Genomic DNA, 14,803 nt, shown 5'->3' with positions numbered 1-14,803 from the left:
GACCGGGCTCACGACCCGGCGGACGCCCGGGTCGCGGCGGCGGTCAGGAGGCCCGCGAGCAGCCCGACGTCGGCGGCGGTCTCCGGGTGCCACTGGACGGCGACGCAGAACCGTTCGCCGGGCGCCTCCATCGCCTCGAGGACGCCGTCGGCGGCGTGCGCGGCGGGCCGGTAGCCCGGATGGGTGCGCACCGACTGGTGGTGGTGGCAGTTGACCTCGACCCGGTCGCCGACGAGGGCGGCGACCCGTGAGCCGGGCACGGTCGCGACCGGCACCGAGCCGTACTCGGGCCCGCCGGGCGAGTGGGTCTCGTGGTCGACGAGGTCGGGGACGTGCTGGTCGAGCTCCCCGCCCGCGTGCACGGCCATCACCTGCATCCCGCGGCAGACCCCGAGCACCGGCAGCCCGACGGCCGCCGCGGCGTCGAGGAGCGCCAGCTCCCAGGCGTCGCGGTCGGGCCGCCACCCGGCGGTGCGCGGGTGGGCGTCCGCGCCGTAGCGGGCCGGGTCGACGTCGGCGCCGCCGCTGATCACCAGGCCGTCGAGCCGGTCCACCACGGCGGCGGCGGCCCCGTCGGCGTCGGTCGGCGGGAGCAGGACGGGGACGCCGCCGACCGCGGTCACGGCGCCGGCGTACTCGCTGGGCAGCAGGTCGGCCCGCTGCTGCCAGACGCCGTACGCGGCGACCTCGCGGTAGGTGGTCAGGCCGATCACCGGGAGCACCACGTCAACCGCCCGGGTCAGAGCGGCGTGACGTAGGCACCGGAGATGCCGCCGTCGACGAGGAACGTGTTCGCCGTCATGAACGACGAGTCGTCCGAGGCCAGGAACAGCACGGCGGCCGCCATCTCCGAGGGCTCGCCGAAGCGCCCCATCGGCACGTGCACGAGACGACGGGCGGCGCGCTCGGCGTCCGCGGCGAAGAGCTCCTGCAGCAGCGGCGTGTTGACCGGCCCCGGGCACAGCGCGTTGACGCGGACCCCCCGGCGCGCGAACTGGACGCCGAGCTCGCGCGTCATCGACAGCACCCCGCCCTTGGACGCCGAGTAGGAGATCTGCGACGTCGCCGCCCCCATCACGGCCACGAAGGAGGCGGTGTTGATGATCGAGCCCCTGCCCTGCTCGAGCATGTAGGGGAGGGCGGCCTTGCAGCACAGGTAGACGCTGGTCAGGTTGACCTCCTGCACCTTGCGCCAGGCGTCGAGGTCGGTGTCGAGGATCGAGTCGTCCTCCGGCGGGCTGATCCCCGCGTTGTTGAACGCGATGTCGACGGAGCCGTAGGTGTCCTTCGCGGTGCGGAACAGCGCGTCGACCTGCTCCTTGTCGGTGACGTCGACGTGCACGTACGTCACGAGGTCGGTGCCGCCGAGCTGGCCGACGAGCTCGTTGCCGCGCTGGTCGTCGATGTCGCCGACGACGACCTTCGCCCCCTCCTCGACGAAGCGCTGCACCGTCGCCAGGCCGATGCCCGAGCAGCCGCCGGTGACGACCGCGACCCGGTCCTGGATGCGTCCTGCCATGGGTGGTTCCTCTCTGGTTCCGGGATCTCCTCGACGCCCGCTGGCGCTCGCTGCTCGATCTCCGGGTGTGGTGGGTCCGAGCTCGGTCAGTGGGCGATGAAGACGTTCTTCTCCTCGGTGAACGCATGCGCGGCGTCGGGGCCGAGCTCGCGGCCGATGCCGGACTGCTTGTAGCCGCCGAACGGCGTCCAGTAGCGCACCGAGGAGTGGGAGTTGACGCTGAGGTTGCCCGCCTCGACCGCGCGCGCGACGCGCAGGCCGCGGCCGAGGTCGCGGGTGTAGATGGACCCGGACAGGCCGTACTCGGTGTCGTTGGCGAGCGCGACGGCGTGCTCCTCGTCGTCGAAGGGCATCACCGCGACGACCGGCCCGAAGACCTCCTCGCGCCAGATCCGCGCCGCCGGGTCCTCGACCGCGACCACGGTGGGCGGGACCCAGAACCCGTCCCCGCCCGGCGTGGTGCCGGCGAAGGCGACCTCGACCTCGTCGAGGAAGCCGGTGACGCGGTCGCGCTGGCGTCCGGTGATGAGCGGGCCCATCTCGGAGGCCTCGTCGGACGGGTCGAGCACCCTGACCGAGCGGACGGCGGGCTCCAGCAGGGCGACGAACTCGTCGTACGCCGAGCGCTCGACCAGCAGGCGCGAGCGGGCGCAGCAGTCCTGGCCGGCGTTGTCGAAGACCGCGCCGGGCGCCGCGGCGGCCGCGGCGGCGATGTCGGCGTCGGCGAAGATGATGTTGCTGCTCTTGCCACCGAGCTCGAGCGTGACGTTCTTGACCTGCTCGGCGCAGCCGGCCATCACCTGCTTGCCGACCGCGGTGGAGCCGGTGAAGCAGACCTTGCGCACCAGCGGGTGGGTCACGAAGCGCTGGCCCACGACGGTGCCGGCGCCCGGGACCACGGTCAGGACGCCCTCCGGGAGCCCGGCCTCGAGGGCGAGCTCGGCGAGCCGCAGCGCGGTCAGCGGGGTCACCTCGGCCGGCTTGAGGACGACGGTGTTGCCGGCGGCCAGGGCCGGCGCGAAGCCCCACGCGGCGATCGGCATCGGGAAGTTCCAGGGCACGATGATGCCGACCACGCCGTAGGGCTCGCGGAAGGTGAGGTCGGTGCCGCCGGCCACCGGGATCTGCCGGCCGTGCAGCCGCTCCGGCGCGCCTGCGTAGTAGTTCAGGCAGTCACGGACGTTGCCGGCCTCCCACCGTGCGTTGCCCCAGGTGTGCCCGGCGTTGCGGACCTCGATCGCGGCGAGCTCCTCGACGTGCTCGTCGACCACGGCGGCGAAGCGTCGCAGCAGGCTCGCCCGCTCGCCCGGAGCCAGGTCGCGCCACGGCGCGAAGGCCTCGTGCGCCCGCTCGACGGCGGCATCGGTGCGGGCCTCGTCGGCCAGCTCGACCTCGTCGAACGGCGCGCCGGTCGACGGGTCGACCAGGGTGAAGGTGGACGGCATCAGAGCCTCTCGAATCCGCGGCGCCGCTCCCAGTCGGTCACCGTCGACTGGTACGCCGCCAGCTCGACGTCGGCCATGTTCACGTAGTGGTCGACGACGGCGTCGCCGAACGCCGCCCGGGCGACGTCCGACGTCGCGAACGCCTCGCGGGCCTCGGTCATCGTGCCCGGCACCCGCGGCGCGTCGGAGGTGTAGGCGTTGCCGACGAGCTCGTCGCCGAGGGCCAGCTCGTGCTCGATGCCGTGCAGGCCGCCGGCCAGCATCGCCGCGGTCGCGAGGTAGGGGTTGACGTCGGCGCCGGGCACCCGGTTCTCCATCCGTGCGCCCGCCCCGCGCCCGACCAGCCGGACGGCGCAGGTGCGGTTGTCGAGGCCCCAGGCGATCGCCGTCGGCGCGAACGAGCCGTCGGCGAACCGCTTGTAGGAGTTGATGTTGGGTGCGTAGAGCAGCGTGAAGTCCCGCACGGTGGCCAGGACGCCGGCGACGAAGTGGTCGTACAGCGGCGTGCGGGCGCCGCTCTCGTCGTCCCAGAACACCAGCGAGCCGTCGGTGCCCCGCAGCGACAGGTGGATGTGGCACGAGCTGCCCTCGCGCTGGTCGTACTTGGCCATGAAGGTCAGCGACCGGCCCTGCTGGGCGGCGATCTCCTTGGCGGCGTTCTTGTAGACGACGTGGTTGTCGGCGGTCGTGAGGGCGTCGGCGTACAGGAAGCCGATCTCGTGCTGGCCGAAGTTGCACTCGCCCTTGGCGCCCTCGACGTCGAGGCCGGCGTCGTACATGTGGTTGCGGATCGCGCGGAGCAGCGGCTCGACGCGGCTGGTGCCGAGGATCGAGTAGTCGACGTTGTACTGGTTGACCGGCGTCAGGTCGTGCCAGCTCGCCCGGGCCGCTGCCTCGTAGGTGTCGTCGAAGGCGATGAACTCGAGCTCGGTGCCGGCCAGCGCGGTCCAGTCGCGCTCGGCGCAGCGGTCGAGCTGGGCGGCGAGGATCGAGCGCGGCGACTGCACGACGGGGGAGTGGTCGGGCCAGACCAGGTCGCACTGCACCATCGCCGTCGCGGGCAGGTGGGTGAGCACCCGGATGGTGCGCTCGTCGAGCACGAACTCCATGTCGCCGTACCCGCGCTCCCACGAGGAGATCGCGTAGCCGTCGACGGTGTTCATGTCGACGTCGACGGCGAGCAGGTAGTTGCAGCCCTCGGTGCCGTGCCCGACGACGTGCTCGACGAAGTAGCGCCCGTGCAGGCGCTTGCCCTGCAGCCGGCCCTGCATGTCGGTGAAGGCGACGACCACGGTGTCGATCTCGCCGGCCTCGATGCGGCCGACGAGGTCGCCCATCGAGAGGTGCCGTTCGTTGCGCAGGCTCATCCGTGCTCCTATCCGACCAGGCCGCGCAGCAGCGCGGCCGTGTCGTCGCAGTGGTGCTCCATGGCCCGGCGGGCCTGGTCGGGTCGGCCGGCGAGGATCGCGCGGACGACGGTGGCGTGCTGTCGGTCCGAGTGGGCGATGTTGGCGTCGAGGACCGGGATCGCCAGCAGCATCTCGTGCAGGGTCGACTGGACCGAGGTGACGGCCTCGATCAGCCGCGGCGAGCCGGACAGCGCCGCCACGGTCAGGTGGAAGCGCGAGTCGGCCTGCCGGTGCGGCGCCGGCCGCCCGGACGACGCCACCGCGTCGTGCGCCGCCTCGAGCTGCGCGACCTGCGCCGTCGTCAGGTCCTGCTCGGCGGCCAGCGCGGCCGCCCCGGGCTCGACGACGCGGCGGTAGGCGAGCGAGTCGAGCCAGTCGGCGCGGGTCGCGGGACTGGTGCGCAGCGCCTTGCGCGCGGACGGCGTCCGCGGCCGGAGGGTGACGACGGTGCCGCCGCCGCGGCCACGGGTGGTCTCGACCAGGCCCGCCTGGCGCAGCGCGGCCATCGCCTCGCGGAGCGTCGCCCGCGAGACCCCGAGCCGCTCGGCGAGCTCGCGCTCCGGCGGCAGCGTCGAGCCGAGGGGGTAGACCCCGAGCCGGATCGCGGTGGCGAGCTGCTCGACGCACGCCTCGAAGGCGTGGTGGCCCCGCACCGGCCGCAGGACCGCGTCGGGCAGTCCTCGCCCGAGGGGTCCGATTCCTGCGGCGGCGTCCATGAGCGGTATTCAAGCACCTGGGTACCAGAGCGCAATGGTCTGAGTTCATACCAATTTTACGCCGGAGTGTTTACAGCCTCCGAGACCCGGGTCTAGGTTCCGGTTCACGAACGCACGATCGTCCCTGGAAGGTTCTCCATGACCGACACGATTCACAACGACGACGAAGCGCACCTCGCGAGACTCGGGTACAAGCAGGAGCTGAGCCGGACCTGGTCCGGGTTCTCCAACTTCGCCATCTCCTTCTCGATCATCTCGATCCTGGCCGGCTGCCTGACGACGTACGGCGCCGGCATCGCGAACGGTGGACCGGTCTCGATCTCGTGGTCCTGGCCGATCATCTCGGTCATGATCCTGATCATCGGGTTCACGATGTCGGAACTCGTCTCGGCCATGCCCACCTCGGGCGGGATCTACTACTGGGCCTCCAAGATGGGCGGCCCAGGAGCCGGCTTCTTCACCGGCTGGCTGAACCTGATCGGCCTGATCGCGGTGACCGCGTCGGTCGCCTACGGTTGCGCCACGTTCTTCGAGCTGACGTTCCTCGAGTGGGGTCTCTTCGACGCATTCTCGCTCAACCGGGTGTTCCTGTTCTTCGTGGTGATCCTGGCCCTGATCACGGTGATCAACATCTTCTCCAGCCACCTGCTGGCGCTGATCAACAACGTCTCGGTGTGGTGGCACGTCGCCGGCGCGGCGTTCCTCATCGGTGTCCTGCTCATCGTCCCGGAGCAGCACCTCAGCGTCTCCCAGGTCTTCACCGACAAGTTCAACGGCTCGGGCTGGTCCGACGGGTCGACCAGCACCTCGGTCTTCTGGTTCGTGATCATCCCGTTCGGCTTCATCCTGACCCAGTACACGATCACCGGGTTCGACGCCTCGGTCCACCTCTCGGAGGAGACCCAGGGCGCGGCGAAGACCGCGGCGAAGGCCATCTGGCGCTCGATCTTCTACTCCGCGATCGGCGGCTACGTCCTGCTCCTCGCGGTCACCTTCGCGATCCCGCAGGTCGACGGCCAGCCCGACTACGCGGGCATCCCGGCCGGCGGCGTGGCCTACATCTTCGACGCCTCCCTCGGGGCCAACTGGGCCGGCACCCTCCTCTTCGTCTCCGCCTGCGCCCAGCTGTTCTGCGCGACGGCCTGCCTGACGTCCACCTCGCGGATGATGTTCGCGTTCAGCCGCGACCGCGCCGTCCCGGGCTCGCGACTGTGGTCGAAGGTCAACGCGAGCCGGACCCCGGCCAACGCCGTCATCTGCGCCGCCGTGGTCGGCGGCCTGATCACCCTGCCGGCGCTGAAGTCGGTCAACGGCATCCCGACCGCCTTCTACGCCGTCACCTCGGTGTCGGTGATCGGCCTCTACTTCTCCTTCGCGATCCCGATCTTCCTGCGCTGGCGCGCCGGCGACAGCTTCGAGGTCGGCAGCTGGAACAACGGCAAGAAGTACAAGTGGATGAACCTGGTCGCTGTGATCGAGATCGTCGTGGTCGGCATCATGCTCATGCTCCCGACGTCGCCGTTCGGCGCGCCGTGGCGTGACGAGTTCACCTGGGCGAGCGTCAACTACGCCCCGTTGATGCTGATCGGGGTGCTTCTCCTGCTGACGGTCTGGTGGCTGGTGTCGGCACGCCGCTGGTTCACCGGCCCGGTCAAGACGATCGACCAGGCCGTCGTGGACGCCTTCGACAACTGAGTGAACACGGACGCCTCGCACCTGGGCCGCCTCGCCTGCCTGGCGGGGCGGTCCTGGCGCGTCGCCGACCTGCCCGGCGGCCTGACCAACCACAACGTGCGGGTCACCACGACCGACGGACCCGACGCCGGCGAGCCGCTCGACCTCGTCGTCCGCTGCACCCAGAGCGACGCCGGGCTGCTGGGCATCGACCGCGACGCCGAGCACGCCAACACCACCGCGGCGGGTGCGGCCGGCGTCGGTGCCGAGGTGGTCGAGTACCGACCCGACCTCGGCATGCTGGTGATCGGCTACCTCGGCGGTCGCACCCTCGCGGACCCCGACCTCGGCGACCCGGCGGTGCTGGCCCGCGCCGCGGACGCCGTCCGGCGGCTGCACGCGGGGGCGCCGTTCGTCGGCCGGTTCGACATGTTCGCGCGCCAGGCGACCTACCGGGCGACCGTGCGCGAGCGCGGCTTCGCCCTCCCGCCGACGTACGACGACCACGCCGCCGCCTGGGACGACGTCCGCCGTGCCCTCGCCGTCGGCGCCGGCCCGCTCGTGCCCTGCAACAACGACCTGCTCGCCGCCAACTTCATCGACGACGGCGACCGGGTCTGGCTGATCGACTACGAGTACTCCGGCGACAACGACGCGTCCTTCGAGCTGGGCAACACCGCGACCGAGTGCGGCTTCACCGACGACCAGACCGACGCGTGGGTCGAGGCCTACCTGCGGCCGGTGGGTGGGCCGACCCGCGCGGACCTGGCACGGGTCCGGCTCCAGATGCTCTGCAGCGAGTACGGCTGGTCGCTGTGGGGCTTCATCCAGGCCGCGACCAGCCCGCTCGACCACGACTTCGACGCCTGGGGCCGCGAACGCCTCGACAAGGCCGAGGCGACGTTCCGCAGCCCCGCCCTCGCCCGACTCCTCCAGGAGGCCACCGGTGCCTGACCTCGCCGACCCGCTGCCGACCCGCGCCCGGGTGGTGATCGTCGGCGGCGGCGTCATCGGCTGCTCGGTCGCCTACCACCTGACCCGCCTGGGCTGGACCGACGTGCTGCTCCTCGAGCAGGGACACCTCTCCGGCGGCACGACCTGGCACGCGGCCGGGCTGGTCGGGCCGTTGCGCGCCTCGGAGTCCGGCACCCGGCTGGTGCAGTACTCGGCCGAGCTCTACGACGCCCTCGAGGCCGAGACCGGCCTCGCCACCGGCTACCGCAACGTCGGCGGCGTCATCGTCGCGCGCACCGAGGAGCGGATGGTCCAGCTGCGCCGGACCGCCGCCAACGCGACGGCGTACGACATGCCGTGCGAGCTGGTGAGTCCCGCGCGGGCCCAGGAGCTGTGGCCGGCGATGCAGGTCGACGACGTCCTCGGCGCGATCTGGCTGCCCGGCGACGGCAAGGTCAACCCCACCGACCTCACCCAGTCGCTCGCCAGGGGCGCGCGCCGGCGCGGTGCCCGGGTGGTCGAGGGCGTGCGGGTCACGGGCTTCACCGTCGCCGGCGAGGGCGGCGAGGGCCGCGGCGGTGGCGTCGGGCGGCGGGTGACCGGCGTCGAGACCGAGCACGGCGTCGTCGAGGCCGAGGTCGTCGTCAACTGCGGCGGTCAGTGGGCCAAGGCGCTGGCCGACCCGCTCGGCGTCACGGTGCCGCTGCACTCCGCCGAGCACTTCTACGTCGTCACCGAGCCGGTCGCGGGCTGCCACCCCGACCTGCCGATCATGCGCGACCCCGACGGGTGGACCTACTTCAAGGAGGAGACCGGCGGCCTCGTCGTCGGCGGGTTCGAGCCCGACGCCAAGCCGTGGCGCTCGCCGTCGGACCTGCCGCACCCGTTCGAGTTCCAGCTCCTCGAGGAGGACTGGGAGCACTTCTCGGTGCTGATGGACCAGGCCGTGCACCGGATCCCCGCGCTGGCCGAGACCGGGATCCGCAAGTTCTACAACGGGCCGGAGTCGTTCACGCCCGACAACCAGTTCGTCATGGGGGAGGCACCCGGGCTCGCCGGCTACTTCGTGGGCGCCGGCTTCAACTCCGTCGGCATCGCCTCGGCCGGCGGGGCCGGGCGCGCGCTCGCCGAGTGGATCGTGGCGGGGGAGCCGCAGGACGACCTGGTCGCCGTCGACATCCGCCGCTTCGCGCCGTTCCACGGCGACGAGGACTGGCTGCGCTCCCGCGTCGCGGAGGTGCTCGGCCTGCACTACGCCGTCCCGTGGCCGCTGCGGGAGATGACGTCGGGCCGGCCGCAGCGCACGTCGTCCCTGCACGAGCAGAACGTCGCCGCCGGCGCGGTCTTCGGCACCCGGATGGGCTGGGAGCGACCCCTCGTGTTCGGGCCGGCCGACCTCGACCACACGTGGGGCCGGCCGGCCTGGCTCGAGGCCTGCGTCGCCGAGCAGCTGGCCTGCCGCACCGACGTCGCGGTCTTCGACCAGACGTCGTTCTCGAAGTACGTCGTGGCGGGGCCCGGTGCGCTCGCCGGGCTGCAGCGCGTCTGCGCCGCCGACGTCGACGTCGCGGTCGGCGCGTGCGTCTACACGCCGTTCCTCAACGAGCGGGGCGGCTACGAGGCCGACCTCACCGTCACCCGCACCGCCGACGACGCGTTCCTGCTGGTCTCGAGCTCGGCCACGACGGTCCGCGACCTCGACTGGCTGGCCCGGCACGGCGTCGCGGCCCGCGACGTCACCGAGGACCACGCCGTCCTCGGTGTGATGGGCCCGCGCTCGCCCGCGCTGCTGGGCCTCGACGAGCACGACTTCGCCCACGCCACCAGCCGCGAGGTGACCTGGGCCGGCGTCGCGCTGCGCGCCACCCGGATGACGTACGTCGGCGAGGTCGGCTGGGAGCTGCTGGTGCCGGCGGCCGCCGCGCCCGTCGTCCTCGCCGCCCTGCGCGCGGGCGGTGCCACCGACGCCGGCTACCTGGCGATCGAGGCGCTGCGCCTGGAGAAGGGCTACCGCGCCTTCGGTCGTGAGCTCGGCCCGACCGTGACCCCGCGCGAGGCCGGCCTGGTCTTCGCGACCGCCCTCAAGGGCGACAAGGAGTTCGTCGGCCGCGCCGCGCTCGAGGCGGCGGCCCCCGACCGCCGGGTCGTCTCCGTCGTCCTCGACGACCCCGACCCGATGGTGTGGGGTGGCGAGCTGCTGCTGCGCGACGGCGTCCCGTGCGGACAGGTCACCAGCGCCGCCTGGGGCGCCACCGTCGGCGCAGCGGTCGGCCTGGCCTCGCTGCGCCTCGGCGGACCGGTCGCGGCGCCCGTCAGCGCCGCCGACCTGGCGCGCGGCGGCTTCGAGGTCGACGTCGCCGGCGTCCGGCACCGCGCCCACGTCAGCCTGCGCGCCCCCCTCTGACGGCGAGTCGGCGTGGAGGTGAAGTCAGACGGCGCCGAGTCGGCGTTCGCAGTGAGTGCGAACGCCGACTCGGCCTCGGTCCGGGCTCAGACGGGGTCCTCGACCTCCGTCGGGCCGGGGGCGACGTCGTTGCCGGCGTCGGCGCGGACCGCCTCCTCGATGCGCTTGCCGATCTCGGGGTCGACGTTCCTCCAGTACTCGAAGGCCCGCTCCAGCACCGGCTCGCTGACGCCGCCGAGCAGGTGGCCGGCGACGTTGCCGACGAACCGCTCGCGGGCGGCGTCGTCCCAGACGTCGTTGACCATCGTGCGCGCCTGGCCGAAGTCGTCGTCCTCCTCGCGCAGGGTGTAGGCCTCCCGGACGAAGGCGCCGTCGGTCTCCCAGCCGTCCTCGACGGGGCCGGTCAGGTCGGAGTACGGGTCGCCGTAGGTGTTGGGGGCGTACTTCGAGCGGTCCCCGGCGTGGTCGTAGGCCATCGGCCCGTCGAACTGGTAGGTGTAGGCGCCCTCGACGCGGTGCCGGTTGACCGGCAGCTGCTGGTAGTTCGGGCCGATCCGGTAGCGGTGGGTGTCGGCGTAGGCGAAGACCCGGCCGAGCAGCATCTTGTCGGGGGAGAAGCCGATCCCGGGCACGATCGCGGACGGCTCGAACGCCGCCTGCTCGATCTGGGCGAAGTGGTTCTCGGGGTTGCGGTCGAGCGTCATCGTGCCGACCTCGATGAGCGGGTAGTCGGCGTGCGGCCAGACCTTGGTGAGGTCGAACGGGTTGAACCGGTAGGTCCGCGCCTCGTCGTACGGTATCACCTGCACCTTGAGGGTCCAGCTCGGGTGGTCACCGGCCTCGATGGACTCGTAGAGGTCGCGGCGGTGGTGGTCGGAGTCCTCGCCGGCGATCCGGTTCGCCTCCTCCTGCGTGAGGCACTCGACGCCCTGGTCGCTGTGGAAGTGGAACTTCACCCAGGACTTCTCGCCGGCCTCGTTGAACCACAGGTAGGTGTGGCTGCCGTAGCCCTGCATGTGGCGCCACGACCGCGGGATCCCGCGGTCGCCCATCAGCCAGGTGACCTGGTGCGCGGACTCCGGGTTGAGGGTCCAGAAGTCCCACTGCATGTCGTTGTCGCGCAGCCCGGAGCCGCCCCGCCGCTTCTGCGAGCGGATGAAGTGCGGGAACTTCATCGTGTCGCGGACGAAGAAGACGGGGGTGTTGTTGCCGACGAGGTCCCAGTTGCCCTCGGAGGTGTAGAACTTCAGCGAGAACCCGCGCGGGTCGCGCCAGGTGTCCGGGGAGCCCATCTCGCCGGCGACGGTCGAGAACCGCGCCAGCATGTCGGTGGTCGTGCCCTTCCTGAAGACCGCGGCCTTCGTGTACCGCTCGACGTCGCCGGTGATCGTCAGGGTCCCGAACGCGCCGGAGCCCTTGGCGTGCACGTTGCGCTCCGGCACCCGCTCGCGGTTGAAGTGGGCCATCTGCTCGATGAAGTGGTGGTCGTGCAGGAGGATCGGCCCGTCGGGCCCGATGGTGAGGCTGTTGCGGTCGCTCGGGGCGGGAGCACCCGATCCGGTGGTGGATCCCGTGGTCGCTGTCGGTTCCGTCTGGGTCATCGTTCGACCGTGGTCGGTTCGCCGCGACCCGTCAACCGAGCAGAAGGGTGAGTCACGAACCTGTGTCGGATCGGTGCGTCCGCCGACGCGGGCCGCGCGCGGCCACTACCGTTCGCGGGTGACCTGGGTGCGCGACATGATCGACCAGTGGCGGTCGGGCACCCAGCAGAGCCAGCTGGTCGCCCTGACCGCGCTGCTGGTCGGCGTCCTGGTGTCGTTCGTGGTCTCGATGCTGGCCTACGACTGGTTCCCGCTGTCGGGCTTCTTCCTGTGGCTGCTCGCCGGCACGCTCCTCCTGCGGTTCGGCCCGTTGGTCGTGCTGGCCCTCGCCACCTCGGCCGCCGCCATCACCGCCCGGCTGACGGTCGCCGAGAGCGCCGGCAGCCGTGGCGCCGGGCTGGTGATCCTGGTCCTCTTCGTCGCGCTGGTCCTGTACGTGTCGAGCCGCCAGCGCAGCGGCCTCCCGACGCCGCTCAGCGAGGCGCTCCTCGCCGACCTCCGCGACCGGTTGAACGCCCAGGGACGCGTCCCGGAGCTGCCCGACGGGTGGTCGTGCGAGACCGCGATGGTCGCCGCCCACGGCGTCGGGTACGCCGGCGACTTCATGGTCGCCGACCTCGACGAGGAGGAGCAGCTGCTCGACCTGGTGCTCGTGGACGTCGTCGGCAAGGGCGTCAAGGCGGCCCCCTCGGCGTTGCTGCTGGCCGGCGCGATCGGCGGGATGGTCGGCGCGCTGCGCGGACCGCGACTCTTCGAGGCCGCCAACGCGTTCCTGCTGCGCCAGCACTCGGCCGAGACGTTCGCGACCGCCGTCCACGTGAGCGTCGACCTCACCTCGGGCGAGTACACCGTGCTCAGCGCCGGGCACCCGCCGGCGCTGCGCTGGCACCCCGGGGCGGACGGCGTCGGGGCGTGGACCGTCGACAGCGCGCGCGGGACCGCGCTCGGCATCCTCGACGACCCGGGGCTGGAGGCCGCGCACGGCGTCCTCGGGCCGGGCCACGCGCTGCTCTTCTACACCGACGGCGTCGTGGAGGAGCGCGGCGGCGACATCGACGACGGCATCCGCTGGCTCCAGGAGACCGCGGCCCGGGCGTTCGGCCGAGGCGCGGCCGGCGCGGCCCGACGTATCGTGCACCAGGTGCCCCGCGGCGACGACGACCGGGCGGTGCTGATCCTCAGCCGCACCGCCCGCTGAGCCACGTCCCTCCCCGTCCGTCCCCGGTTGGCCGTGGAATAGGGCGGACCGGGTCGACGTTGTCGAGGTGATCAACCTTTCAACTACCCCGGACACCAGGAGCGGTCATGCAGTTCGGCATCTTCAGCGTCGGTGACGTCACCACGGACCCCACGACGGGTCGGACGCCGACCGAGCACGAGCGCATCAAGGCGCAGGTCACCATCGCCAAGAAGGCCGAGGACATCGGGCTCGACGTCGTCGCGGTCGGCCAGCACCACAACCCGCCCTTCGTCGCGTCGTCCCCGACGACGACCATGGCGTGGATCGCGGCGCAGACCGAGCGGATCATCCTGTCGACGTCCACGACGCTGATCACGACCACCGACCCGGTGCGGATCGCCGAGGACTACGGCACCCTCCAGCACCTGACCGACGGTCGGATGGACCTCATGCTCGGCCGCGGCAACACCGGCCCGGTCTACCCCTGGTTCGGCAAGGACATCCGCGAGGGCGTCAACCTGGCGCTCGAGAACTACGCCCTGCTGCGCCGGCTCTGGACCGAGGACGTCGTCGACTGGGAGGGCCGGTTCCGCACCCCGCTCCAGGGCTTCACCGCCACCCCGCGCCCGCTCGACGGCGTGGCGCCGTTCGTGTGGCACGGCTCGATCAGGACCCCGGAGATCGCCGAGCAGGCGGCCTACTACGGCGACGGCTTCTTCCACAACCACATCTTCTGGCCGGCGAGCCACACCCAGCAGATGGTCGCGTTCTACCGCAAGCGCTTCGAGCACTACGGTCACGGCACCGCCGACCAGGCCGTCGTCGGCCTGGGCGGGCAGTTCTTCATCCGCCGCAACAGCCAGGACGCCGTCCGCGAGTTCCGTCCGTACTTCGACAACGCGCCGGTCTACGGTCACGGGCCCTCGCTCGAGGACTTCACCCAGCAGACGCCCCTGACCGTCGGCTCGCCGCAGGAGCTCGTGGAGCGCACGCTCGGCTTCCGCGACTACGTCGGCGACTACCAGCGCCAGCTGTTCCTCGTCGACCACGCGGGGCTGCCGCTCAAGACCGTCCTCGAGCAGCTCGACCTGCTCGGCGAGGTGCTGCCCGACCTGCGGGCCGGGTTCGCCGAGGGCCGACCGGCGCACGTGCCGGACGCACCCACCCACGCGGCACGCGTCGCGGCCACGCCCGCCGGCGCTCCCGTGGAGACGGCTGAGAGGGTGCCGGCATGACTCGCCTCGTCGTGATCAGCGCCGGCCTCGGCGTCCCGTCGTCGACCCGGCTGCTCGCCGACCGCCTCACCGAGGCCGTCGTGCGGGAGCTGGGGCCGGTCGAGCTGGAGGTCGTCGAGCTGCGGCCGCTGGCCCGGCCGCTGGCCGACCACCTCCTCACCGGCTTCCCCGGACCCGAGCTGCAGGCCGCGCAGGACGCCGTCGCGGCGGCCGACGCCCTCGTCGTGGTGAGCCCGGTGTTCGCGGCGTCCTACAGCGGCCTGTTCAAGATGTTCTTCGACCTGCTGCCACGTGACGTCCTCATCGGGACGCCGGTGCTGCTCGGCGCCACGGCCGGCTCGGCGCGGCACTCGCTGGTCGTCGACCACGCGATGCGTCCGCTCTTCTCCTACCTGCGGGCCCTCGTCGTCCCGACCGCCGTGTTCGCCGCGACCGACGACTTCGGGAGCGACGCCGACCTCTCCGGCCGGATCACCCGGGCCGCGCGCGAGCTGGCCGCCCTGCTCGGCCGCCGGCCCGCGGTCAACCGGCCCCGGTCGGTCGAGGACGAGCTGGCCGACCCGACGCCGTTCGAGGAGCTCATCCGCCGCGCCGGCGGCTGATCATCACGCTGACCCGTCACCCATGGGTGACGGGTCAGTGCGCAACCCGGCCCGACCCGTCACC

Annotated in this window: 12 protein-coding genes; 6 read left to right on the top strand and 6 right to left on the bottom strand. The window is 72.2% G+C overall.

The genetic code is table 11. The features are described 5' to 3' along the window. Positions 1–8: 8 nt before the first annotated feature. From E4623_RS08565 to E4623_RS08545, 5 genes are all read right to left on the bottom strand, one after another. Positions 9–722 (bottom strand): gamma-glutamyl-gamma-aminobutyrate hydrolase family protein, encoded by a 714-nt coding sequence (locus E4623_RS08565; protein WP_245154974.1) that lies wholly within the window; start codon positions 720–722, stop codon positions 9–11. A 17-nt stretch (positions 723–739) separates the two neighbouring features. Beyond that, positions 740–1,519 carry a 3-oxoacyl-ACP reductase gene (locus tag E4623_RS08560; protein WP_134766081.1) on the bottom strand — a complete coding sequence of 260 codons (780 nt, stop codon included), beginning with the start codon at positions 1,517–1,519 and terminating at the stop codon, positions 740–742. A gap of 86 nt (positions 1,520–1,605) precedes the next feature. Beyond that, the gene (locus tag E4623_RS08555) at positions 1,606–2,964 is read right to left on the bottom strand and encodes an aldehyde dehydrogenase family protein (protein WP_134766080.1); all 1,359 of its coding nucleotides are present in this window, start codon (positions 2,962–2,964) and stop codon (positions 1,606–1,608) included. Further along, complete coding sequence (locus E4623_RS08550) at positions 2,964–4,331, bottom strand: glutamine synthetase family protein (protein WP_134766079.1); 1,368 nt, start codon at positions 4,329–4,331, stop codon at positions 2,964–2,966. Before E4623_RS08550 ends, E4623_RS08555 begins: the two co-directional genes overlap by 1 nt. Positions 4,332–4,339: 8 nt before the next feature. After that, on the bottom strand, positions 4,340–5,089 hold the full coding sequence (locus E4623_RS08545; protein ID WP_134766078.1) for an FCD domain-containing protein: 750 nt from the start codon (positions 5,087–5,089) through the stop codon (positions 4,340–4,342). 138 nt (positions 5,090–5,227) lie between these two features. Between E4623_RS08545 and E4623_RS08540 the strand changes: the two genes are divergently transcribed. From E4623_RS08540 to E4623_RS08530, 3 genes are read left to right on the top strand one after another with little or no spacing between them, the layout of a single operon-like run. Beyond that, positions 5,228–6,784, top strand: a complete 1,557-nt coding sequence (locus E4623_RS08540; protein ID WP_134766077.1) for an amino acid permease — start codon at positions 5,228–5,230, stop codon at positions 6,782–6,784. Continuing rightward, positions 6,785–7,717 carry a phosphotransferase gene (locus E4623_RS08535; RefSeq protein ID WP_134766076.1) on the top strand — a complete coding sequence of 311 codons (933 nt, stop codon included), beginning with the start codon at positions 6,785–6,787 and terminating at the stop codon, positions 7,715–7,717. Further along, positions 7,710–10,121 (top strand): FAD-dependent oxidoreductase, encoded by a 2,412-nt coding sequence (locus E4623_RS08530; RefSeq protein WP_134766075.1) that lies wholly within the window; start codon positions 7,710–7,712, stop codon positions 10,119–10,121. Before E4623_RS08535 ends, E4623_RS08530 begins: the two co-directional genes overlap by 8 nt. 86 nt (positions 10,122–10,207) lie before the next feature. Here the strand turns inward: E4623_RS08530 and E4623_RS08525 are convergent, their stop codons facing one another. Further along, positions 10,208–11,722: a catalase gene (locus tag E4623_RS08525; RefSeq protein WP_134766074.1), complete on the bottom strand. Its 1,515-nt coding sequence runs from the start codon at positions 11,720–11,722 to the stop codon at positions 10,208–10,210. A 118-nt stretch (positions 11,723–11,840) separates the two neighbouring features. Between E4623_RS08525 and E4623_RS08520 the strand changes: the two genes are divergently transcribed. The 3 genes from E4623_RS08520 (at position 11,841) to E4623_RS08510 (ending at position 14,739) form a co-directional block, all read left to right on the top strand. Continuing rightward, positions 11,841–12,920, top strand: coding sequence for a PP2C family protein-serine/threonine phosphatase (locus E4623_RS08520; RefSeq protein ID WP_134766073.1), 1,080 nt, complete (start codon positions 11,841–11,843; stop codon positions 12,918–12,920). Between the two features lie 107 nt (positions 12,921–13,027). Beyond that, entirely contained in the window at positions 13,028–14,137 is a 1,110-nt protein-coding gene (locus E4623_RS08515) for an LLM class flavin-dependent oxidoreductase (protein ID WP_134766072.1), read from the top strand. Continuing rightward, on the top strand, positions 14,134–14,739 hold the full coding sequence (locus E4623_RS08510; RefSeq protein ID WP_134766071.1) for a CE1759 family FMN reductase: 606 nt from the start codon (positions 14,134–14,136) through the stop codon (positions 14,737–14,739). The genes E4623_RS08515 and E4623_RS08510 overlap by 4 nt, the downstream gene beginning before the upstream one ends. Positions 14,740–14,803: the final 64 nt, after the last annotated feature.

This window comes from Nocardioides sp. 1609 (genome assembly GCF_004522105.1).
Classification (GTDB): domain Bacteria; phylum Actinomycetota; class Actinomycetes; order Propionibacteriales; family Nocardioidaceae; genus Nocardioides.
Note: the sequence above shows the minus strand (reverse complement) of the source record. Positions and strands in the feature narration are given on the sequence as shown.